General features: G+C 37.2%; 20 protein-coding genes and 1 other annotated feature. Of the genes, 18 read left to right on the top strand and 2 right to left on the bottom strand.

Going from position 1 to position 22,341, the window contains the following annotated elements; translation table 11 throughout:
- The first annotated feature begins 9 nt into the window (after positions 1 to 9).
- From BKP56_RS13425 to BKP56_RS13400, 6 genes are all read left to right on the top strand, one after another.
- Positions 10 to 966, top strand: a complete 957-nt coding sequence (locus tag BKP56_RS13425; RefSeq protein ID WP_083540592.1) for an ABC transporter permease — start codon at positions 10 to 12, stop codon at positions 964 to 966.
- A gap of 149 nt (positions 967 to 1,115) precedes the next feature.
- Entirely contained in the window at positions 1,116 to 2,789 is a 1,674-nt protein-coding gene (locus tag BKP56_RS13420; RefSeq protein WP_072695817.1) for an ABC transporter substrate-binding protein, read from the top strand.
- Between the two features lie 97 nt (positions 2,790 to 2,886).
- Positions 2,887 to 3,981, top strand: coding sequence for an ABC transporter ATP-binding protein (locus tag BKP56_RS13415; RefSeq protein WP_072695815.1), 1,095 nt, complete (start codon positions 2,887 to 2,889; stop codon positions 3,979 to 3,981).
- Positions 3,965 to 4,945, top strand: a complete 981-nt coding sequence (locus tag BKP56_RS13410) for an ABC transporter ATP-binding protein (RefSeq protein ID WP_072695813.1) — start codon at positions 3,965 to 3,967, stop codon at positions 4,943 to 4,945. Before BKP56_RS13415 ends, BKP56_RS13410 begins: the two co-directional genes overlap by 17 nt.
- Before the next feature lie 174 nt (positions 4,946 to 5,119).
- Positions 5,120 to 6,487 carry a M20/M25/M40 family metallo-hydrolase gene (locus BKP56_RS13405; protein ID WP_072695811.1) on the top strand — a complete coding sequence of 456 codons (1,368 nt, stop codon included), beginning with the start codon at positions 5,120 to 5,122 and terminating at the stop codon, positions 6,485 to 6,487.
- Positions 6,488 to 6,499: 12 nt separating this feature from the next.
- Positions 6,500 to 7,864 (top strand): M20/M25/M40 family metallo-hydrolase, encoded by a 1,365-nt coding sequence (locus tag BKP56_RS13400; RefSeq protein ID WP_072695809.1) that lies wholly within the window; start codon positions 6,500 to 6,502, stop codon positions 7,862 to 7,864.
- Positions 7,865 to 7,968: 104 nt separating this feature from the next.
- Here BKP56_RS13400 and BKP56_RS13395 read toward each other — a convergent pair whose 3' ends face one another.
- The gene (locus tag BKP56_RS13395) at positions 7,969 to 9,246 is read right to left on the bottom strand and encodes an MFS transporter (RefSeq protein WP_072695806.1); all 1,278 of its coding nucleotides are present in this window, start codon (positions 9,244 to 9,246) and stop codon (positions 7,969 to 7,971) included.
- A 550-nt stretch (positions 9,247 to 9,796) separates the two neighbouring features.
- On the opposite strand from BKP56_RS13395, the gene BKP56_RS13390 reads away from it, so the two are divergent.
- Positions 9,797 to 11,521: a Na/Pi cotransporter family protein gene (locus tag BKP56_RS13390; protein WP_072695804.1), complete on the top strand. Its 1,725-nt coding sequence runs from the start codon at positions 9,797 to 9,799 to the stop codon at positions 11,519 to 11,521.
- Between the two features lie 55 nt (positions 11,522 to 11,576).
- On the opposite strand, the gene BKP56_RS13385 is transcribed toward BKP56_RS13390, so the two are convergent.
- On the bottom strand, positions 11,577 to 12,476 hold the full coding sequence (locus BKP56_RS13385) for a fumarylacetoacetate hydrolase family protein (protein ID WP_072695802.1): 900 nt from the start codon (positions 12,474 to 12,476) through the stop codon (positions 11,577 to 11,579).
- Positions 12,477 to 12,652: 176 nt separating this feature from the next.
- Between BKP56_RS13385 and BKP56_RS13380 the strand changes: the two genes are divergently transcribed.
- The 11 genes from BKP56_RS13380 to pstC all read left to right on the top strand — a co-directional run bounded on the left by BKP56_RS13380 (position 12,653) and on the right by pstC (position 22,340).
- Positions 12,653 to 12,883, top strand: a complete 231-nt coding sequence (locus BKP56_RS13380) for a DUF2969 family protein (protein WP_072695800.1) — start codon at positions 12,653 to 12,655, stop codon at positions 12,881 to 12,883.
- A gap of 209 nt (positions 12,884 to 13,092) precedes the next feature.
- The gene (locus BKP56_RS13375; protein WP_072695798.1) at positions 13,093 to 14,115 is read left to right on the top strand and encodes a YihY/virulence factor BrkB family protein; all 1,023 of its coding nucleotides are present in this window, start codon (positions 13,093 to 13,095) and stop codon (positions 14,113 to 14,115) included.
- A 132-nt stretch (positions 14,116 to 14,247) separates the two neighbouring features.
- The gene (locus BKP56_RS13370) at positions 14,248 to 14,622 is read left to right on the top strand and encodes an arsenate reductase family protein (protein WP_072695796.1); all 375 of its coding nucleotides are present in this window, start codon (positions 14,248 to 14,250) and stop codon (positions 14,620 to 14,622) included.
- Complete coding sequence (locus BKP56_RS13365) at positions 14,619 to 14,978, top strand: glycine cleavage system protein H (RefSeq protein WP_072695794.1); 360 nt, start codon at positions 14,619 to 14,621, stop codon at positions 14,976 to 14,978. The genes BKP56_RS13370 and BKP56_RS13365 overlap by 4 nt, the downstream gene beginning before the upstream one ends.
- Before the next feature lie 69 nt (positions 14,979 to 15,047).
- Positions 15,048 to 15,309 (top strand) — a binding site (T-box leader).
- A 114-nt stretch (positions 15,310 to 15,423) separates the two neighbouring features.
- Positions 15,424 to 16,455: a methionine ABC transporter ATP-binding protein gene (locus tag BKP56_RS13360; RefSeq protein ID WP_072695792.1), complete on the top strand. Its 1,032-nt coding sequence runs from the start codon at positions 15,424 to 15,426 to the stop codon at positions 16,453 to 16,455.
- Entirely contained in the window at positions 16,448 to 17,149 is a 702-nt protein-coding gene (locus BKP56_RS13355) for a methionine ABC transporter permease (protein WP_072695790.1), read from the top strand. Before BKP56_RS13360 ends, BKP56_RS13355 begins: the two co-directional genes overlap by 8 nt.
- A gap of 47 nt (positions 17,150 to 17,196) precedes the next feature.
- On the top strand, positions 17,197 to 18,054 hold the full coding sequence (locus BKP56_RS13350; RefSeq protein WP_072695788.1) for a MetQ/NlpA family ABC transporter substrate-binding protein: 858 nt from the start codon (positions 17,197 to 17,199) through the stop codon (positions 18,052 to 18,054).
- Between the two features lie 163 nt (positions 18,055 to 18,217).
- Positions 18,218 to 18,397: a 2-hydroxymuconate tautomerase gene (locus BKP56_RS13345; protein ID WP_072695786.1), complete on the top strand. Its 180-nt coding sequence runs from the start codon at positions 18,218 to 18,220 to the stop codon at positions 18,395 to 18,397.
- Positions 18,398 to 18,585: 188 nt separating this feature from the next.
- Entirely contained in the window at positions 18,586 to 20,007 is a 1,422-nt protein-coding gene (locus tag BKP56_RS13340) for an SLC13 family permease (protein WP_072695784.1), read from the top strand.
- Between the two features lie 292 nt (positions 20,008 to 20,299).
- Positions 20,300 to 21,211: a substrate-binding domain-containing protein gene (locus BKP56_RS13335; RefSeq protein ID WP_072695782.1), complete on the top strand. Its 912-nt coding sequence runs from the start codon at positions 20,300 to 20,302 to the stop codon at positions 21,209 to 21,211.
- Between the two features lie 289 nt (positions 21,212 to 21,500).
- Complete coding sequence (gene pstC, locus BKP56_RS13330) at positions 21,501 to 22,340, top strand: phosphate ABC transporter permease subunit PstC (RefSeq protein ID WP_072696214.1); 840 nt, start codon at positions 21,501 to 21,503, stop codon at positions 22,338 to 22,340.
- Position 22,341 lies beyond the last annotated feature (1 nt).

Here is a 22,341-nt window from a genome sequence, read left to right as displayed (position 1 = left end):
AGAGAGTAGATGGCTCAAAATGTAGGTAGAAATAGTAAGTCAGAGTCACTTTTTCACTTAGCAGATACTGCTGAACGTGCAAATTTCCCTGGAAGTTCGGCAGAACAGGTAGTTACTAATGGAGATAGTTACGTTAAGACAATTGCTAAGCGATTTTTCAAAAATAAAGTAGCTGTCGTAAGTTTGGGGATCTTTATAACCATGATTTTAATTGCAGTCTTTGCGAATCAGCTTGCACCGCATGCCAGAGACGCTTCTGTGGGAAGATTTCAAGCTGCTCCTTACGATAATTTCTTTTTAGGAACAGATGATATTGGTAGAGATACCTTGACCAGGTTGATTCACGGAACACAAGTATCTATGATTGTCGGGATTTGTTCGGTTGCTATCTATGTAGTAATTGGAACATCTCTAGGATTAGTGTCAGGTTACTTTGGTGGATTCATTGATGCCACAATCATGCGAGTGACAGAAGCCTTTATGTCGTTTCCGTTTTTCTTAGTCATTTTGACCTTGGTTTCACTCCTTGGCTCAGGAATATGGGTGGTAACGATTGTCTTAGGAGTGTTGAGTTGGCCACCGCTGTGTAGGCTGGTTCGTGGACAAGTGTTGACATTGAAAGAACAGGATTTTGTCTTGGCAGCAGAAGCTACAGGATATTCAACATTTGGAATTATGTTTGTACACATCTTGCCGAATGTTATTTCTCCTATTCTGGTTAATGCTACTTTTGGGATTGCTACAGCCATTCTAACTGAAGCATCACTTAGTTTCTTGGGGGTTGGAGTGCAGCCGCCTAGACCCAGCTGGGGGAATATCTTGTCTCAGGCACAATCCATTCGAGTATTGACTTCCGAACCATGGCGATGGGTACCAGCTGGTATTCTGATTTTCGTGGCAGTACTTTCTATCAACTTTATTGGAGAAGGTTTAAGAGAAGCAATCGAAGGAGAAAACAAAGGATAAGAGATAAGTTGATTTAGTGATTCAAAAGCTTTTATAAAAATAGATTTATACGGAATTCAGTTCATAGTAGAAAAAAGATTTATAGGCATTCAATTCATAGTAGAAAAAGATTTACACGGGGAAAGTCTATTTAAAAGGGGAGAAATTTCATGTCAAATTGGAAAACAAAATTAAAATTTGGAGCAACGATTTTTGCTTCAACGATGGTTCTTGCAGCGTGTGGGGATTCTGCAGTTCCTGGTCCAGAAGATGCAGCAGAAGGTGGAGCTGAAGGAGAAAGTAGTGTTCCGCAAGCAGAAGAAGGCGACACCAGTACACTAATGGTGGGGATGACCAATGCACCAGACAGTTTTAATCCGTTCTATGCTCCAGGTATTGCTGGGAAATGGATTCAACGTTTTATGTATGACAGCTTACTCGTCATGCCAGAAGCAGACTCATGGGAAAGTGCTTTGGCATCTAGCTTTGAAACTGAAGACAATCAAGTATTCAGCATTGAAATTGATCCTGATGCTAACTGGACAGATGGAGAACCTGTTACGGCAGATGACGTAGCTTTCACGTTGAATGCTATTGCTAATCCTGAAGTTGAAACATCTTTAGGTACACGTATCGCAATGATTGAAGGGACAGATGATTCAGGTGTCTTGGAAGAAGGCGCAGAAGAACTTTCAGGAGTAGAGGTAACAGGCGATAAGTCATTAACCATTACAACAAAAACTCCTGTCGATGTCGCTTTAATGAAAGAATTCGTAGGATTTGATGTTCTGATTGCACCGGAACATATTTTTGGAGAAATGGAACCATCAGAAATTTCAAACTCTGAAGCAGCAACACAACCCTCTGTATTTAGTGGACCATATAAATTCGTAGAATATGACAATGATAACTATGTTCAGCTCGAAGCAAACGAAGATTACTATAGAGGCGCACCGAAAATTGAAACAATCTATGGAAGAATCATGAATGGTACAGCGATGGTTACTGAATTCCAGGCAGGTAATTTACACATGGCTGCAGGTGGTGGTATCGGAATGGTTCCAATTCAAGATATTTCACTTTTAGAAGATATTGAAGGTTTAGAAGTACAAGAAAATCCAAGTTTCAATGGTCAATATATGATCATCAATAATGAAAAATTCCCGGATCCAGAAGTGCGTAAGGCATTCATTCACGCAATCGATCGTCAATTGACTGTAGATAACTTGCTAGAAGGACGGGGAGAAGTATTATCAAGTATGTATACTTCAGCTAGCCCTTACCATTCTGATGAGATCGAACCGTTGGAATATGATCCAGAATTAGCAAAACAAATGCTGGAAGATGCTGGTTTTGATTTCAGTCAGACACTTAAATTTGGTGTTCCAACTGGAAATGCCGTCAGAGAACAAAATGGTAACTTGATCCAACAAGCACTAACAGATATTGGAGTCAAAGTTGATCAACAGAATTATGACTTCCCGACATGGCTGCAAACAGCTCAAGACTTGGATTATGATATAGGTCTAATGGGATTTGGACATACAGTGGACCCAAATGTTTCAAGCTATATCCAAACGGGCGCCTCTTCCAATAATACAGCAACTGCTGACCCAGTGATTGATGACTTATTGGCTCAAGGTAATGAAGCAACAACCTTTGATGAAAGATATGAAATCTATCTAGAATTACAACAATATATGCAAGACCAGGCTGTAATCGTTCCGTTGTACTCTGATTCTCAATTCTCAGTTCAAGTGGACTACTTGAATGGTGGAATTAATGAGTACTGGGCAGGATCTCTATACAATGTCCATGAATGGACATTAGATCCACAAGAGTAATCGAATGTGAAAATAATTAGTGGTAATTATGATAGGGCGTAAAGAATGTCTGCGCCCTATTATAATAGTAGGAAAAGGAAAGATAGAGGTGAACAAAATGGATAACACAAATGTGCTGGAAATTAAGGATCTGGCTATTTCTTTTAAAACCTTTGAGGGGAAAGTCCAAGCTGTTCGAGGGGTGAATTTTGAACTGAAAAAAGGAGAAACATTAGCAATCGTTGGCGAGTCAGGTTCAGGTAAATCTGTTTCTACCAAAGCAGTTAACCGATTGTTACCTAAAAAAAATTCGATTATCGAAAGTGGTCAGATACTATTTGAAGGCAAAGATCTATTAACCATTTCAGATAAAGAAATGCAAGAGATTCGCGGTAATGATATAGCCATGATTTTCCAGGATCCAATGACCTCTTTAAATCCAACAATGCAAGTGGGTAGACAAATTGCTGAACCGATGATCAAGCATCAGCATTTATCAAGTGAAAAGGCTAGAAATAAAGCTATAGAATTAATGAGACTAGTAGGAATCAAGAATCCGGAACAAACACATAAACATTATCCGCATCAGTTTTCTGGTGGTATGAGACAGCGGGTTATGATCGCTATCTCGTTAGCTTGTGAACCTAAAATTTTAATTGCTGATGAACCAACTACAGCATTGGATGTAACGATACAAGCGCAGATTTTAAGCTTGATGAATAATCTGAAAAAGGAACTGGATACATCAATCATTTTTATTACGCATGATCTAGGGGTAGTAGCCCAGATGGCAGACCGAGTTGCGGTAATGTATGCAGGCCAAATTGTTGAGATCGGTACAGCAGATGAAATTTTTTATAATCCAATGCATCCTTATACTTGGGGCTTACTAGCATCTATGCCGACCTTGGATGTTAACCAGACGGATCTCTATAATATTCCAGGCTCACCACCGAACTTACTGCATCCACCAGTTGGAGATGCATTTGCTTCCAGGAATGAATTTGCTTTAGCCATTGATTTTGAACAAGAACCGGAAATGTTCAAAGTCACTGATACCCATTATGCAAAAACGTGGTTATTGCATAATGAGGCACCGGATGTAACCCCTCCAGCAGAAGTCGTTAGACGTAAAGCAAAATATCAGCGTTTATTTGCTGAAAAAAAGATCAATAATCAGGTAGGAGGTGAAGTAGTTGGTAGCAGAGGTTAAAGAAAAACAGTCGATTGTTGAAATTTCCGGATACAAGCAGTATTTTAACGAAGGCAAAAGAAATGAAGTTAGAGCCGTAAATGACGTTAGTTTTAATATATATAAAGGAGAAACTTTTGGATTAGTTGGAGAGTCTGGTAGCGGTAAATCAACAACTGGTCGAGCATTGATTAAGCTGGGAGATATTACTGGTGGACAAATTCTGTATAAAGGACAAGATATCACCAAGATCAAAGGACGACGGAATCTTTTAGATTTTCGTAAATCCATGCAGATGATTTTTCAAGATCCTTATGCATCACTTAATCCGAGAATTACAGTGAAAGATATTATTGGTGGCGCCCTAAAAGTTCATGGTCTCTACAAAAATAGTAGTGAACGCAATGAAAGAGTGTATGAATTGCTTGAACAAGTAGGCTTGAGTAAAGAATTTGCTAACCGCTATCCAAAAGAGTTTTCTGGAGGACAGTGTCAACGTGTAGGGATTGCCCGGGCACTAGCAGTAGAACCTGATTTTATTATAGCAGATGAAGCCATATCAGCTCTTGATGTATCGATTCAAGCCCAAGTAGTAAATCTATTAAAAGAACTGAAAAAGGAAAATAACTTAACTTACCTATTTATTGCGCATGATTTATCTATGGTGAAATATATTAGTGACCGGATAGGTGTAATGAATAGTGGTCGAATACTTGAAATTGCTGAGGCAGATGAATTGTATCAGGCGCCGCTTCATCCGTACACTGAATCTCTTTTATCAGCTATACCCACTCCTGATCCAGAATCGGAGCGAAATCGAATCAGAACAGAATATGATCCTAAGTATCATCAATACGAAGATCTGACTAAAGTTGGGTTACACGAAATTGCGCCAGAGCACTATATCTATTGTCATCAGGACGAAGTAGAATTGTATCGCAAAAAACGTGAAAAGTTACTAAGAGAAGGACAGAAATACGCATAAACATAATAATAAAAAATTATATGGAGGCTGATTTTAAGTAAAATCTTAATGAAATCTAGGTTTAATTCTAGAATTTAAAAGATTACTTAAAGTCAGCTTTTTTTGATATTGAGCAAGTCTTGGAACATATTTACTTTTACTATAAACATTATCAGAAAGTAGGAAGTAACACTCATGGATACATTAAAAATGAAATTGCAAGATGTGATTGATAGCAGGATGGATGAATTTTATGACTATCTGAGACTGGATTCAGTCTCAACCCAAGATAGAAAGATTCCTGAAACAGTGGAATATGTTAAAGGTATGCTGGAAAAAACTGGTGGAGAAGTACAAGTTTTAGATGATCTAGGTGGAAATCCAGTCGTATATGGATTCTTCCCAGCGGGTAAGGGAGGCAATAAAGATAAAACATTACTTTTTTACAATCATTATGATGTTCAACCAGAAGACCCAATTGATGAATGGGAAAGTGCACCTTTTGAGCCTACAGTAAAAGACGATATCCTTTATTGTCGTGGAGTAGCTGACAATAAAGCAAATTTGATGGTAAGACTGAATGCGATCCAGGCCTTACTGGATTCTGAAGAAGGTCTATCTTGTAACGTAAAATTTTTGATTGAAGGAGAAGAAGAGAATGGAAGCCCGTCTTTAGGCGGATACTTGGAAAAATATGCTGATTTATTCAAAAGTGATGCTTGTATCTGGGAGTTCGGTGGCAAAGATGAAGATGAAAATTATGTTATCGAAGCCGGGATTAAAGGAATGGCTTATTTTGATTTATATGTTGAAAGTGACGATGTTGATATTCACTCTTCAATTGGTGCGGTAGTAGATAATGCAGCATGGAGATTAACTCATGCATTGGCAAGTTTGAGAAATGCAGATAATCAAGTCTTAGTAGAAGGTTTTTATGATGATATTACACCGCCTACTGACTTTGAAAAAGAAGTCGTTGCCCGGAAACCATTTGATGAAGAAAAGACAAAGGAACTTTATGGATTAAAACATCCACTCATCACAAAAGATTTAGAATGGACACCAAATGAAGCTTTAGCCTTTTATCCGACAATGACAATCTGTGGATTTATTTCCGGTTATACTGGTCCTGGATCTAAAACTGTTTTACCTAGAGCTGCTTCAGCCAAGCTGGATTGCCGTATTGTTCCTGGTCAAGATCCAGAGAAGATCCATAAACTGATTAGAACTCACTTAGACAAAAATGGATTTGAGGATGTTAAATTAGATCTTATTAAAGCACAAAAAGCATTCCGATCAGATTTGAAAAACAATTTTGTCGATATAGTTGTTGAATCAGCCAAAAAAGCTTACGGAGAAGGAACAGATGTTGTATTGTCACCTAACAATGCGGGGACAGGACCGATGTATAATTTTGATAAATATCTGAACTTACCTGTTTTAAGCAGTGGCTGTGGTTGGGCTAATTCAAAAGCACACGCACCAAACGAATCTGTTCGTCTTAAAGATTTCTTTGAAGGAACGGCTCATATGGCGTATTTATTACAAGACTTTGGAAAGTAAAGGAGGAATATAGTGAAAGAGATACCGAAGACTAAGTTTAAGGAAACAGCTGAACAGAATCAGAAACAATTTTTTGACTATTTGAGATTAGAATCTGTCTCAACGCAGGGAAGAATGATTTCAGAGACAGCCGAATTTGTAAAAAGTTTAATTGAAGAATTTGGTGGTAAAGCTGAATTATTGAATGATCTTGGTGGTCATCCAATCGTTTATGGATTTTTTGAAGCAGGACAAAAAGGAAATGCTGAAAAAACGTTACTCTTTTACAATCACTATGATGTTCAGCCAGAAGACCCATTGGATGAATGGAAGACCACTCCTTTTGAGCCTACAATTATTGATGAGATCCTTTATTGCCGGGGAGTATCTGATAATAAAGCAAACTTTATGGCACGATTGAATGCTATCCAGTTGTTGAACGAATCAGAAGAAGGTCTGCCTTGTAAAGTGAAATTTCTAGTCGAGGGAGAAGAAGAAATTGGTAGTCCGAACATCGATTTGTATTTAGAGAAATATGCAGATTTATTCGAAGCTGATGCTTGTATCTGGGAATCTGGAAGCAAAGATAGTGAAGAACGTTTTACTATTGATGCCGGAATTAAAGGAATTGCTTATTTTGACGCCTGGGTAGAAAGTGCTGATGTTGACATTCACTCTTCAAAAGGTGCCGTAGTAGATAATGCAGCCTGGAGACTGACACACGCACTAAGTTCGCTCAGGACAAAAGATCATCAGGTCACCATTGACGGTTTCTATGAGATGATGAAACCACCGACCGAACTGGAAAGATCCTTTGTTGAAAAGATCCCTTTTAATGCGGATAAATTAAAAGAAAACTATGGGCTGAAAAATCCTTTGATTGTAGAAAAAATGGATAGAACACCTCAAGAAGCATTGATCTTATATCCGACCTTAACCATTTCTGGGTTATTATCTGGTTATATAGGTCCAGGATCCAAAACGGTATTACCAAGAAAAGCACAAGCTAAGATTGATGTGCGCTTAGTACCGGGAATGGATCCGAATGACGTTTATAAAGTCATTAGAAAACATTGGGATAAAAATGGGTTCAATGATGTTCAGCTAAAATTATTGACGGGAGAAAAATCTTTTCGAACGGACTTGAGTGATCCCTTTGTAGACATAGTACTTAATTCAGCAAAGAAAGTTTATGGTGAGGATGTTGTCTTAAATCCTAATTCTCCAGGAACTGGGCCAATGCATGGATTTGGAAAGTACTTAAAGGTTCCTATTCTTGGAAGCGGAACAGGATGGGCTAAATCAGGTGCACATGCTCCTAATGAAAATGTCAGGTTAAAAGACTTTTATCAGGGAATAGAACATATGGTAACTTTATTGAGCAATTTTGGCTCATAAAAATAAACAAAACGAAAAGACCCTTAGAGGCAGATAAAAATATCTGATCTTAAAGGTCTTTTTCGTTTCTATCAGACTAAATCATTTGAATAAAAAGCTTGAAATCAGATAGATTCTTGAATAGCATCGCTGTTGGTCTCTGATTCAGGAACTTGAGTTAAAACAAAGAACCCGACGAGGAATAAAATAATCAGACTAAATACTCCATAATTGGATTGTCCAGTGGCTTGCGTGATAACCGCAACTAATGCTGGGCCGATGATGGAAGCGAACCGACCGAAAATATCATAAAGTCCGAAAAATTCACTTGCTTTATGTTTAGGGATGATTCGTCCAAAATATGCTCGACTTAAAGCTTGGATTCCCCCTTGGGAAGTGGCGATCAACATAGCTAGAATCCAGAAATCTGTCAGTGTATTCATAAAGAAAGCATAAGTACAAACACCTATGTACACAATGATTGCTACATAGATCATCGTCTTTCCCGGGAAGCGGTCAGCTAACCGACCATAAAGAATAGCGAATGGAGCAGCTACGACTTGAACAGCGAACAAAACAACCAGTAAGTCAGTGGATGCCAAACCTAAATCTTTTCCATAAGCAGTAGACATTGAAATGATCGTTCCAACACCATCAATGTAGAACATATAGGCAATCAGAAAAGTGAAAGCTGCCCGGTAATGCTTAAGTTGTTGAAACGTACTGAATAATCTTTTAAAACTACTTTTGATTAATCGTGGTCTGCGTGGAACACCATGAATCTGTTCTACATTTCGAATCATTGGTAAACTGAACAATCCCCACCATAAGGCAGTCAAGACAAAAGCCAGACGAGTAGCATTGACAGTAGAAATAGGAATCACTTCATTCTGGGCAAGTAAAATAAATCCAATACTAATAATAAATGGAATACTACTTCCGATATAGCCTAAGCTGAATCCCCTTGAAGAAACGCGGTTCATCCTGTCAGGTTCGGTCACATCTACTAGAAAGCCATCATAAAAGACATTAGCCCCAGACGTTCCGATTGAAGCAATTGCATAACCAATCAGTAAAAATATCCATGATGTGTGAGGAACCAATGCAAGACTTAAAGTTCCTAATACTCCAAGTGAAAAGAAAGTAAGGAAAAAGCGTTTTTTGAAACCTTGAATATCTGCTATTGTGCCCAGCAAGGGCGAAAGAAGTGCTACGATAAAAGTGAAAATAGATATCGTATAGCCTAAATAGGCTGTAGAGTTTGCATCAGAAACTCCCGATAATTCTGCAGCGCTGCTGTAGTATATTGGAAACACAGCAGTCGTCACGATAATGGAAAAAGCTGAACCAGCCCAATCATAAAACATCCAGCTATGTTCAGCTTTTGTATATTTCATTTTCATAGTAGATCCACTCCTTTTGACGTAGTTAATTTATTCTACCAAAAATCGTTATTGAATATAGAAAATCAATCATTTTTTAGCTTGAAATTTACATAAGAAAGGTGTTTAAACAGAAAGAATAACAAGTGTAAAAGAGCAGCCATTAATGAACAAACTAAATTGTTAACTTTATGTGAACATTTTGTAAAGAACAGCGAAAATTGTTAGAATTCAGATGAGCGAATTTAAAGATAATGTAAGCGGAATCTTTTTGTCGTTTCCATGTGTTTTCCGAACAATAAAATAGCTGAATAATGGTTGGTTTCGGAAATAAGACATACTGAGGAAATTGAGATCAGTATCGAATGCAAAATACATTTTTTAAAGTCTATAAGTGAGATTAAAATACTCTAATTTGTAAATTTTTTGTTCATTTATTGTAAATTAACATTTAAGATAAGATTGGAAACTCTGAATTCGATTGTTACGGTACTGGTGAAATATACAGTATGTGTAGCTTCAAGTTATCCATAACCAAAATATGTAACGACTATACGGAGGGTATAAAATAGTGGATGTACAACAAATCATTTTTCAGTTCTTAGGCGGACTTGGTATTTTCCTTTTTGGATTAAAATATATGGGAGATGGCCTGCAAAGATCAGCTGGAGATAATTTGCGTGATATTTTAAATAAATTTACATCAACACCATTTCGAGCGGTTCTAGCTGGAATCGTTGTAACAGTCTTGATTCAAAGTAGTAGCGGAACTACTGTTTTGACAGTCGGTCTGGTAAGTGCCGGATTCATGAAGTTGAAACAGGCAATTGGAATCGTGATGGGCGCAAATATTGGAACGACAGTCACGGCTTTTATTATTGGGTTTGATATAGGAGCTTATGCTTTGCCAATTATCGCAGTAGGTGCGCTTTTACTCTTTTTCTTCAAACGACCGTTTATTAATAGCTTAGGACAAGTAATTTTCGGGTTCGGAGCATTATTTTATGGGTTGGAATTAATGGGAGACGGCTTACGTCCGCTTGAAGATTTAGAAGTCTTTACAAATGCGATGGTAACTTTATCGCATAATCCAATTCTAGGTGTAATTTCAGGGACGTTATTTACATTTATGCTGCAAAGCTCATCAGCAACAATTGGAATTCTTCAAGAGTTGTATAGCCAAGGAAGTATGAGCCTGGATGCAGCGCTGCCTATCTTATTCGGAAGCAACATCGGAACAACGATTACAGCAATTTTAGCCGCAATCGGAGCAAGTGTAGCTGCTAAACGGACATCAGCTTCTCATGTAATATTCAACTTGTCTGGAACGGCCATTATTCTATTGCTGCTCAGTCCATTTACAAGTCTAGTCAGTTTCTTATCCACTCAATTCAGCTTAAATGCAGCAATGCAGATTGCATTTGCGCATGGTATGTTCAATGTGTTCAATGTTCTCGTCCAAATGTGGTTTATCAGCCAGATTGCTGCTCTAGTGACTAAGCTTGTTCCAGGAGATGATGCATTGATTGAATATGATTCTTCTAATTTGGACTATTCAATTATTCAAACAGCTCCTTCAATTGCCTTGAATCAGGCAAAACTTGAAATTGAACAAATGGGTGAATTCGTTTCAGAAGAATTCAAATCTATGTTTGATTATTATAAAAATCAAGATGAGAAAAGTCGATTGAATACGTTGCAACTTGAGGAAGTTGTTAATAAAATAGATGGATATCTGACAGAATATCTGATGCTTATATCTGTTGAAGACCTTCCATTACAGAACTCAACGGAACATGCCAAATTAGTAGATGTGACTAAATATCTTGAACGTATTGGAGATCACTCTGAAAATGTCATTAAAAACATTCAAGAAGCTGTGAGGGCTAATAAAAAGCACAATAAAAATAATAAAGAAAAAGTTGATAAAGTCTTTTACGATGATGATTTGGTAAAATTATTCGAACTAGTTGAGCAAAACATTAAAGATGCAGTTGCCTCTTTCTCTAAGGATAGTTATTCACTAGCCGGAAAAGTGTTAAAACGGGAAAAAGATGTTAATAAACTTGAAGATGATATCCGCAGCAAATTTATTGAGCGATTGAATAAAGGCGTTGGTTTACCGTCAGATGGTATTCTTTTTGTAGATATTGTATCCAACTTGGAAAGAATGTCTGATCACTCAACAAAAATTGCCAAACATACTTTAGGCATGCGTTATCCATTCCAGAAACAATCAAAAATACCAAGACATGGCTATATAAAAGAAGTAGCAGAGCCAATCGAATTACCTTAATGTTATTAGAAAAAGCAATGTATTTCCTGAGAAGGAAGCATACATTGCTTTTTCGTTACTTTATCTGATTACGCAATGTACCAATATTGGATATGGTAGCTTCGACTAAATCATTTTGAGACAACCAATTTTGTTCATCAGCTGGCTTAGCTAAGATGACACCTTTTGGCGTTCCAGTAAAAATTAAATCCCCAGGTTTTAAGGTGAGATGTTTAGATAAATAACTAAGAATTGAGGGGATATCAAAAATCATATCTTTAGTATTTCCGTTTTGAACAATTTCGTTATTCACTTTCAAAGTAACATACAAATTATTTAGATTAGAAATTTCATCTTTTGTGACAACATTAGGTCCGATAGGCGCAAAATAATCTAACGTTTTCCCAAGCATCCATTGTGAAGATTTCTTTTGAAGTTTACGGTCAGTTAGATTATTTCCAACCGTATATCCCAATACGCAATCAAATACGTTTTCTTTCTGAACGTTTTTCATTATTTTTCCAATAACAACAACGAGTTCAGCAGAATAATCTACTTGTCTGGCTACAGGCGGAAGTGGAATATCCTGTTTGTGAGCAGCTAGTGTATTGTTAAATTTATTATACAAAATAGGATTTAAGGGAATTTGTCCATCCATTTCTTTCACATGATCCAAATAATTCATACTAACACAAATAATTTTCTCTGGATTTTGAATCACAGGAAGATAAGTTATTTGATCTTTTCGTTCAATAAACTTTTCAATTTTAATTTCTGAAGATTCTATTTTTTCGATCCATTTTTGTAACTGCTCTAATTGACCATCACTATCTATAATGACTGCTTCCATTGTGAATTCACGACTTTCTTTAAAATACTCACATAATAGTTTTACACTGACCAAACCATGAAGGGTCTCAATTCCAAGTCGTGTAGTTAGTGCAGAAGTTTTCTTATAATATTGAACAAGTTTCATTGATCTGCTCCTCCTGTGAAGCGTTTTTATGTTCTGTCAGATAATTATATCGAAAAGGATTCGAATATAAAATTATAATGAACTAGACATCGAATTTTTCTTGCTCATAGCCTTAGTTTGAAGTATGCTAAAGAGAAAGAATAAGTATAGGTAAGATTGAAAAACGGAGGATTCAAATGGCTAATAGAAATAAAAACATTGAAGTAGAAATCAAGGAAACCACTAATCAGTCAGACTCATTAACAGAACTTGAAGTATTAGTGAAAAATAAGGTTATCGGAACAGTTAGACAACTCTTAGATGAACAAGTAACTGTCTTGTACAAGGCAGAAAAAGAAATGACAGCTAAAACGATTGATGAAGGCATTCAAATGATTATTGCAGAATACAATTTACACGATCAGTAAAACAAGATATCAGCCTTTTAAGGAAGAGTCTGCTTGACCATGAACGGGTGTGGTTAGAGCACGAGGACCTTGCCTTGAGAAGGCTTTTTATTTTGCCCTCTTTTCTGTGTGTGGCTTTAATGCATTTCAATATTACTTAGAGGGCACTCTATGATATGATAATATAAAGAACTGTTGAGTACTTAACAGAATAAGGAAGTGAATTAAAAATGGAAAAGTTTGAAGAAAAGATTCCGCATAAACAAAAGCTGATTCGTTTGATCCATGTACTGCAGTCAAACTGGCAGCGAGCTGAAGTTACTCAGAGTGCCGCTGAAATGGCTTATTTTTTGCTATTATCTTTATTACCCGTTTTGCTGGTTATCGCAAATATTATTCCATTGCTGCCTATGGCAACTAGCGATGTTTTAAGTTTTATGTCTGATCTGATTCCTGCTGATATTTATAAGGTATTGGAACCGACGATTGAAAGTTATCTGCAGAGTGCTAGTGGAGGAGCCATTTCTTTTGGTTTGCTGGCAGCTATATGGTCATCTAGCCGAGTGATTAATACCTTAAGAAACAACTTGAATGATGTTTATGGTGTTGATCAAGAAAACAACTTTATTGTAGCTAGAATTATTTCCGTATTAGTCATGATGGCCATTTTAGTCGTCATTGGTTTGACCGTGTTTCTGTTTGTATTTGGAGAACAGATACTGAATCTTGTACAAGATTTTGTAGGAATAAGCATGCCGTTTATTCGGGAATTTTTAGTTTTAAGATATGTTGTTTTAATTGTTATTTTGTTTGCTGTTTTCTTCATAGTCTATCGATTTGTTCCGAATCATAGTTTATCTATCAAATATTCTTACCCGGGGGCGTTATTTACAACGATTGGCTGGTTAACTTTTGTACAAGGTTTTTCATTCTATCTTAATTTTGCTGGTGGAGATGCTGTAGCAAATGCAACGTTTGGAGCTTTCATCGCCCTAATGCTATTCTTGTATCTGTCTAGTATAATTATTTTATTGGGCGGGTTACTCAATGTGATTATTTTTGAATGGCAGCAGCATAAATCTGTACCAGAATATGAATCAGAGCTGAAACATCAAGAACAGCTCGAAGATACTTCTTGGGAAGGTTATCCTAATGAAGCAGATACAGTAATTATGAAAAGAAAGCTGTACAAAGTTAACCGTTTAAAAGAAGATGAATTAGAGGAAGTCTATGAAAAAAGAGAAACGGAATAAACTAATCGGTATTAAAAGAATGAAAATGAAGTGGCTGTCAGAGCTTGCTTCATTTTTGTTTGCCCTCTTTTTCTTTTAGATCAAATAGATTATAATAGTAAAAGACGATTTCAGCGGGAGGAACAATCTGTAATGAAGTTTTATTGTCATCCAACATGCACAACGTGTAAAAAAGCTCAAAAATGGTTAGAAAAACAGAATATTGCTTATGAATTTATCAATTTAAAAGAAACAGCTCCGGCAAAAGAAGAACTAATCAAACTGATGACACATTCAAACCGACCACTAAAACAATTTTTTAATACGAGTGGACAACTCTATCGAGAATATGAGCTAAAAGACAAAGTATCAGATATGTCGATAGAAGCAGCAGCAGAACTGCTTTCAGAAAACGGTATGTTGATCAAACGTCCCTTAGCTATAAAACAAGATAAATGCACAATTGGATTTAAAGAAAATGAATATGAAGAAGTATGGATATCAGGAGAAAAGGAGAACACAAAATGACAGTTAAATATCATGAGTCAGGGATATGGATCGAAAAAATAGGAGAAAATCATAGAATTGGTTTATCTGAAAAAGGACAAGATGATATTGGTGAGGTTATGTTTGTAGATCTTCCTGAATATGGTACAAAGTTAGAAGCGGGAGATGTGCTATTAGGCGTTGAGGGAGCTAAAGCTGTTACCGAACTGACCATACCAGTAGCTGGAGAAGTGAAGGCAGTTCATGAAGAAGTAGAAGATGAGCCGGAATTACTGAATTCACCTGAAAAAAAAGAGAATTGGATTATTGAATTAAGTGGAGTAGATCAAGCCTTTGTCGAAACATTTTCAAACGATCCCTGGGAAAGTAAAAAATAAGCTTGACATCTAAAGTACAGACTGATAATATAAAAATCACTTAAAACAAATAAATTATGTTAATAGAAGTTAAATGCGATGAAAAGAAGAGTACATCCAAGAAACATTCAAAGAGAGCTGTGATTTGGTGAAAAGCGGCAATGCAGGCGGGATGGAAAATGATCTTTGAGCAGATCAGGTGAATGATAACTCACAAGCTTGGTCCGGATGCATCCGATATCGTGCCGCAGTATACAGATTAAGGAATTGTCTAAGTACTGGATGAGGTGATATACGCGAGTATATGACGAATAAAGGTGGTAACACGAGAGCTGAAGCTTTTGTCCTTTGGAATCTATGATCAGATTCTATAGGACAGAAGCTTTTTTTTTCTGATTTTATAAGTTGAAAAGCAGACAAATGAATAATTTACTCGTTTATCACCACTTTTAAAGGAGGAAGCAGCATGATCGAATTAAAAGAAATCAAGAAAATCTATAAAACCAAACAAGCTGATGTTGCGGCATTAGACAATGTAAATATAGCTATTCAAGACGGAGAAGTTTATGGAATTGTGGGATACTCAGGTGCTGGAAAAAGTACTCTGCTCAGATTGCTGAATGGACTGGAAAAACCGACAAGCGGAGAAGTATCACTTGCAGGAAAAGCATTAAATACTTTGAAGAAATCCACATTACGTAAAGAAAGACAGAAAATCGGGATGATCTTCCAGCATTTCAATTTACTCTGGAGTCGAACGGTATTGGAAAACATTCTTTTTCCTCTGGAGATTGCGCGTGTACCTAAAGCAAAACGAAAACAACGCGCACTTGAATTGATCAGATTAGTTGGGCTCGAAGGAAGAGAACAGGCTTATCCTTCCGAGTTGTCTGGTGGTCAAAAGCAGCGTGTTGGAATTGCCAGGGCACTGGCCAATGACCCTACCGTACTCTTATGTGATGAAGCAACCAGTGCTTTAGATCCGAAAACGACAGAAGATGTCTTAGAGCTTTTGCTTGATATCAATAAAAAGTTGAATTTAACGATCGTATTGATTACTCATGAAATGCAAGTCATTAGAAGGATCTGCGACCGAGTAGCTGTAATGAGTGACGGTAAAGTAGTAGAAGAAGGTCAAGTAAAAGAAGTGTTCAAAAATCCTAGAGAAACGATTACGAAACAGTTCATTCGACAAGATACGAATATCGATTCAGAAGACACCATAACAATTTTACATGAACTGGCTCGGAAATACCCAGAAGGTAAAGTAGCCCGGCTGGTCTTTTTGGAAGATCAAGTCAGAAGTCCTTTTATTTCTAGAATATCAAGAGAATATGATGTGGACATCAATATCATCCAAGGAAGTGTCCAAGAGTCACAAGATACTTCATTAGGCTCATTATACGTGCAGATTACCGGTAGTACTGAATCAATAGAGCAGGCTTTGCAGAAAATTAAAGCGTACCATATAGAAATCGAGGTGATCGATTATGCGTAAAGAAGAGAGTTTTATAGAAATTATACAGTCCTATACGAACTGGGAAGAAGTGGAACCAGCTAAATTATGGACGAACACATTGGATACGCTATATATGACGTTCGCTTCCCTTGTTGCTGTATTGATTCTAGGGTTGATTTTAGGACTGATTCTATACGAGACAAATAAAAGAGAAGGCAAAGTTGCAAAAGCTATTTATTATATTACGACACTTCTTGTCAATGTATTTCGTTCTATTCCATTTATTATACTAATTGTTTTACTCATTCCATTTACACGGGCACTTTTAGATACAATGACTGGCCCTACTGCCGGCCTGCCGGCACTGATTTTATCGGCAGCGCCATTTTACGGCAGATTAGTTGAAACTAGCTTTAGAGATGTAGATAGAGGCGTTATTGAAGCAGCCGAGGCAATGGGTGCCAGTAAACTGGAAATTATCACTAAAGTGCTGATACCAGAAAGTTTGCCATCACTAATCTCAGGAATTACCGTAACAGCTATTTCGCTGATCGGGTTCTCAGCCATTGCAGGAATTATTGGTGCTGGCGGGTTAGGAAATATGGCTTATCTGGATGGATTCCAGCGAAGTCGTAATACGGTAACGCTAGTGGCAACAGTTACGATTGTAGCAATCGTTTTTGTACTTCAAGCTACAGGGGATTTCATCGTTAAGAAGATTGATAAAAGGTAATATCTAACTATTGGAAAAAACTAAAAAATTATTTGGAGGAAAATCAAATGTCAAAATCATTACTAAAGAAAGTTTTATTATCTGCAGGAGCGGTAGCGTTGTTAAGTGCTTGTGGAAACGAAAGTGATTCATCTAACGAGGAGTCTAGCGAAAGTTCAGGTTCAGAAGAAACAACAACTTTAACAGTAGGGGCAACGAACACACCTCATGGAGAGATTCTAGAGTTTGTTAAACCGACACTAGAAGAAGAGGGAGTAGACTTAGAGATTGTAACGTACACCGATTATCCGCTGATCAATCAGGCACTTGCAGATGGAGACTTAGATGCGAACTACTTCCAGCATGTTCCTTATTTTAATGCAGAAGTAGAAGAAAATGGGTATGACTTTGTGAATGCTGGTGGAATTCATATTGAACCAATCGCAGCTTATTCACAACGTTATGAAAGTCTGGAAGACCTTCCCGAAGGTGCAGAAATATTAGTCAGCAGCAACGCACCAGATTATGGACGTATTTTAGAAATTTTACAAGATCATGGGTTGATTACACTTAAAGAAGGTGTAGATATTACAGAAGCAACCTTTGATGATATCGCTGAAAACGAACGTAATCTTGAGTTCCAGTACGACTATGATCCAGCGCTTATGGTTCAATTATTGAATAGTGATGAAGGAGACGTTGTATTTATTAATTCAAACTTCGCAGTAGATAATGGCATCAACCCGGTAGAAGATTCTATCGCAATCCAAAGTGAAGATTCTCCTTATGCCAACATTATTGCCGTACGTTCAGAAGATGCTGATAGCGAAGCAGTTCAAAAATTAGTAGATGTTTTGCATAGTGAAGAAACACAAGATTATATTTTAGAAACATGGGGCGGAGCTGTTGTACCTGTTTCTGAATAATCAAAACAACATTTGGGAAGATGCAAAATATTAATTGTAATATTGAATGGTTCACTTTTTAAAATTAAGCATTTTGACAAAATACTTTTAAAATTTTAGCCAGCTGTTTTCCAAATATGAAGTATGCTATGATTGAGTGAATTAAACATAAGGAGTGAGTTCTATGCCAATCGTTCACGTGGATATGATCAAAGGGCGTACTGATGAACAAAAAAAGGGACTAGTAGAAGATATTGTTAAAGCTGTTGAAACGCATACAGGTGCTAGTAAAGATGCCATAACGGTCATTATTAACGATGTTGAGAAAAACAATATTGCAACTAAAGGCGAGTACCAAGGATAGTAGCTTAACCTTTTTGACTCGCTGGAAGTTGTTTCAATAAATATACTTGAGCTTAAACTCTGTTTAATAAGTAAATAAGGTAATTAAGAAATAGTGCATCTCAGAATGTTTATTCTGAACGTGCACTATTTCGTTGTTTAAGCAAGAGTGAAAAATCGTATGATAATCAGATTTAAGGAGTGGTTACAATGCAATTCAATTTAAAAAAAGCAGGCTTAATACTGGGACCATCATTATTTTTCCTATTATATTTTATACCTTCCATTACCGGTTTAGAGAATTCGCCGCGAGCAGTACTTGGCGTTACTGCATGGGTAGCAATCTGGTGGATTACTGAAGCTCTGCCTATACCAGCAACGTCACTTTTACCCATTATTTTACTCCCGTTGACAGGTGGAGCAGACCAGGCTACTGCAACAATGGCTTATGGAAACCCTATTGTATTTATGTATATGGGTGGCTTTACCATTGCAATAGCCATCGAGAAATGGAATTTACATAGAAGAATCGCCATGTCGATTATCTCTATTCTAGGAACAAGCAGCAACCGGATTATTTTAGGTGTAGGACTTGCAACAGCCTTTTTATCCATGTGGATCTCAAATGCAGCAACAGCTTTGATGATGCTGCCGATCGCGATTGCATTGATTACAGAAATCAAAGAGAAAAAATTCTTTAATGAAAAATCACTTCAGAACTTCTCAAAAGGATTATTACTGATGGTTGCCTATTCAGCGTCTATTGGCGGACTAGCTACCATCGTTGGTTCAGTTCCTAATGCCGCCTTCGTTGCGGTTGCAAACAGTATGCTTAACCAGGACATTACATTTTCTGATTGGTTTTTGTTTGGGATTATAGTGACAACAGTTTTAATGGTTGTATTATATTTTTACATTACAAAAATCAAGTTTCCAGTTGAACAAAATGGAGAAATTTCTTCGGATTTTGCCAGACAGCAGTTAAAAGATCTTGGACCAATGTCTATAGAAGAGAAAATGGTTTCAGTTATCTTTTGTCTGATTGGCTCTTTGTGGATTTTTGGCGGCTTTTTGCCTTTTGCATTATCTGATACGACGATATCTATGACTGGAGCAGTTCTGTTGTTTATGATTCCGAGTTCAAAAGGTGGCAGAATACTAGACTGGATCGATATGAAACATTTGTCTTGGGGATTACTATTATTGTTTGGTGGCGGCCTGTCATTAGCAGCAGCATTTGAATCTTCAGGGCTGACAAGCTGGTTCGGCGATGTCTTATCTAATCTGGAACAATTTAATTATCTGGTCATCTTAATTATCCTGACAGCTACGATTTTATTCATGACAGAAATCATGTCTAATACAGCAGTATCGAATATGCTGATGCCAATCAGTGTGGGGCTAGCTGCAGGTATTGGGGTAGCGCCTTATGGCATCATGGCAGTGGTAGCGCTGGCTTCTTCCTGTGCTTTCATGCTTCCGATCTCTACACCGCCTAATGCAGCAGTATTCAGTACCAATGAATTAAAAATAGAGGATATGGTTAAAGCTGGATTCTGGATGAATATAGTCAGTGTTGTAGTAATTGTACTGGCCGTTTATTTCCTGCAGCCTATCATACTGAATTTTTAAAAATAAACTATAGTAAAAGAGTTCTGAATATCTATCTTTACTTAAAAGGATTATTTGAGTAAAAAGATGTTCAGAGCTTTTATTTTTTACAAAGGAGATTTAGTCCAGATGCTTTTAGGTAAAGGGTTTTTAAAAGGTAAATAAGAAAGCGAATGATATATTTACAAAAAATTTACATAAGTTTACATTAAATACACATAAATTCAGTAATGAATCAACATTCAGCTTGTAATATAGGAACCGAGGACAAGATCGACTGTCTATCACATTATTAAATCAAAGGAGATTTAAAATGAAACTTAAGTACGCATCAAAATGGATTATGGCATTAAGCGCAACTGCACTACTGGCAGCATGTGCAGATGGAGGATCTGATTCAGAAGGTACTGGAACAGACGAAGCTTCAGGAGATTTCGATACTTCTGGAACAATTACTGTAGTAGCTCGTGATACAGCTTCAGGTACTCGTGGAGCATTCAACGAAATTACTGGAGTATTAGTAGAAGATGGCGACACTGAAACTGACAACACTGCTCAAAGCGCAATTATCCAAAGTGGTACTCAAGGCGTAATCACTGCCGTATCTGAAGATATTAACGGAATTGGTTATATCTCATTAGGTTCTTTAAATGATACAGTTAAAGGCGTAATGATTGATGATGTAGAACCAACACATGATACAGTAGCTGATGGCACTTATCCAATCGCTCGTCCATTCAACATGGCTTACGGGGAAGACTTAACTCCACAAGCACAAGAATTCTGGGACTTCATCTTTAGTGCGGAAGGTCAAGCACTTGTTGAAGAAGAAGGTTACATCCCTGTAGAACCTGATGCTGCTGCATACGAAGAAGCTGAAGGTATCGAAGGAACAATCAGTCTTGCAGGATCTACTTCAGTAGAACCCGTTGCTACAGTAATCTCTGAAGCATTCACAGAAATTTATCCAGATGTTACATTTGAAATCTCTGCTACTGGTTCAAGTGCTGGGGTAACTGCTGCACAAGACGCAACTGCAGATATTGGGATGGCATCTCGTGAATTGTCAGAAGAAGAAGCTGCTAGTTTAACTGTTGAAGCGATCGCTAATGATGGAATCGCAGTGGTTGTAAATAACGACAACCCTCTAGAAGGATTGACTTTAGATCAAGTTCGTCAAATCTTCGTTGGAGAAATCACAAATTGGGATGACGTAATGGAATAATCTTTATTCCTGCATTGATATGAGATTATCACTTAATAAGTCTCCCCTTGTTATCGATCTTATAAAGTGTGTAGTCAGTAGTCTACAATTAAATAATTTGAAATGAGTAATAGAGGGGTGGAACCGGATTGAGTTCAATTCGGTTCCATACCTTTTTTGCGTGTATATTGTACAGTTTAGATAAGTAAGTGTATAGCGTAGATTTTGTCGATCTTATTGGTTATTATGAACATAAACGTACTTATCTTTACTCTGGAAAGGATGCTTAATATTGAAAAATAGTAAAGAAATGGTTATGAAGGGAATCTTTTTTCTTTCGGCTTGTTTCTCTATAGTTGCACTATTATTAATTGTAATATTTATTTTTGCTAACGGTGTTCCGTTTATGCTTGATTATGGATTTTTCAATTTTATTTTTGGCATGGAGTGGACGCCTACTAATGCACCAGCTTCATATGGAATTTTTCCAATGATTATTGGATCTATCTATGTTACTATAGGCGCTGCAGTTGTCGGGGTGCCGATTGGAGTACTGACAGCAATTTTTATGGCAGAATTTTGCCCGTCGTTTTTATATAAAATATTAAAACCAGCTGTAAATTTAATGGCTGCCATTCCTTCAATTGTCTATGGATTCTTTGCTTTGCAGGTTTTCACACCACTGATTAGACAGTATTTTGGCGGAAATGGGTATAGCGTACTTACTGCCTCGATTCTACTAGGAATTATGATCCTGCCGACGGTAATCAGTCTTTCTGAGTCTGCTCTGCGTGCTGTACCGCGTACTTACTATACAGGTAGTGTAGCTTTAGGTGCTACCCATGAAAGAAGTATTTTCAGGGTGTTACTCCCTGCTGCCAAGTCTGGAATTATATCCAGTATCATTTTAGGAATCGGTCGTGCGATCGGGGAAACAATGGCTGTCGTGTTGATTGCCGGAAATCAGGCAATCATACCTGATAGTCTTCTTTCAGGCGTTCGAACCTTGACAACGAATATCGTTATTGAAATGGCATATGCAACTGGTGAACACAGAGAAGCACTAATTGCTACAGCTGTTGTATTATTCGGCTTTATTTTACTGATCAATTCAATTTTTCTTTACTTTAAAAATAAGGAGGCAAAATAGT

The sequence above is a fragment of the Marinilactibacillus sp. 15R genome (assembly GCF_001895285.1).
Taxonomy (GTDB): Bacteria; Bacillota; Bacilli; order Lactobacillales; family Carnobacteriaceae_A; genus Marinilactibacillus; species Marinilactibacillus piezotolerans.
Note: the sequence above shows the minus strand (reverse complement) of the source record. Positions and strands in the feature narration are given on the sequence as shown.

What these genes read in the sequence shown, in the direction of transcription:
- BKP56_RS13420 (WP_072695817.1), top strand. Translation starts at nt 1,116, where the DNA reads ATGTCAAATTGGAAAACAAAATTAAAATTTGGAGCAACGATTTTTGCT.
- BKP56_RS13335 (WP_072695782.1), top strand. Translation starts at nt 20,300, where the DNA reads ATGAAACTTAAGTACGCATCAAAATGGATTATGGCATTAAGCGCAACT.
- BKP56_RS13380 (WP_072695800.1), top strand. Translation starts at nt 12,653, where the DNA reads ATGGCTAATAGAAATAAAAACATTGAAGTAGAAATCAAGGAAACCACT.
- BKP56_RS13425 (WP_083540592.1), top strand. Translation starts at nt 10, where the DNA reads ATGGCTCAAAATGTAGGTAGAAATAGTAAGTCAGAGTCACTTTTTCAC.
- BKP56_RS13385 (WP_072695802.1), bottom strand. Translation starts at nt 12,476, where the DNA reads ATGAAACTTGTTCAATATTATAAGAAAACTTCTGCACTAACTACACGA.
- BKP56_RS13360 (WP_072695792.1), top strand. Translation starts at nt 15,424, where the DNA reads ATGATCGAATTAAAAGAAATCAAGAAAATCTATAAAACCAAACAAGCT.
- BKP56_RS13370 (WP_072695796.1), top strand. Translation starts at nt 14,248, where the DNA reads ATGAAGTTTTATTGTCATCCAACATGCACAACGTGTAAAAAAGCTCAA.
- pstC (WP_072696214.1), top strand. Translation starts at nt 21,501, where the DNA reads ATGGTTATGAAGGGAATCTTTTTTCTTTCGGCTTGTTTCTCTATAGTT.
- BKP56_RS13350 (WP_072695788.1), top strand. Translation starts at nt 17,197, where the DNA reads ATGTCAAAATCATTACTAAAGAAAGTTTTATTATCTGCAGGAGCGGTA.
- BKP56_RS13395 (WP_072695806.1), bottom strand. Translation starts at nt 9,246, where the DNA reads ATGAAAATGAAATATACAAAAGCTGAACATAGCTGGATGTTTTATGAT.
- BKP56_RS13375 (WP_072695798.1), top strand. Translation starts at nt 13,093, where the DNA reads ATGGAAAAGTTTGAAGAAAAGATTCCGCATAAACAAAAGCTGATTCGT.
- BKP56_RS13340 (WP_072695784.1), top strand. Translation starts at nt 18,586, where the DNA reads ATGCAATTCAATTTAAAAAAAGCAGGCTTAATACTGGGACCATCATTA.
- BKP56_RS13365 (WP_072695794.1), top strand. Translation starts at nt 14,619, where the DNA reads ATGACAGTTAAATATCATGAGTCAGGGATATGGATCGAAAAAATAGGA.
- BKP56_RS13345 (WP_072695786.1), top strand. Translation starts at nt 18,218, where the DNA reads ATGCCAATCGTTCACGTGGATATGATCAAAGGGCGTACTGATGAACAA.
- BKP56_RS13405 (WP_072695811.1), top strand. Translation starts at nt 5,120, where the DNA reads ATGGATACATTAAAAATGAAATTGCAAGATGTGATTGATAGCAGGATG.
- BKP56_RS13415 (WP_072695815.1), top strand. Translation starts at nt 2,887, where the DNA reads ATGGATAACACAAATGTGCTGGAAATTAAGGATCTGGCTATTTCTTTT.
- BKP56_RS13355 (WP_072695790.1), top strand. Translation starts at nt 16,448, where the DNA reads ATGCGTAAAGAAGAGAGTTTTATAGAAATTATACAGTCCTATACGAAC.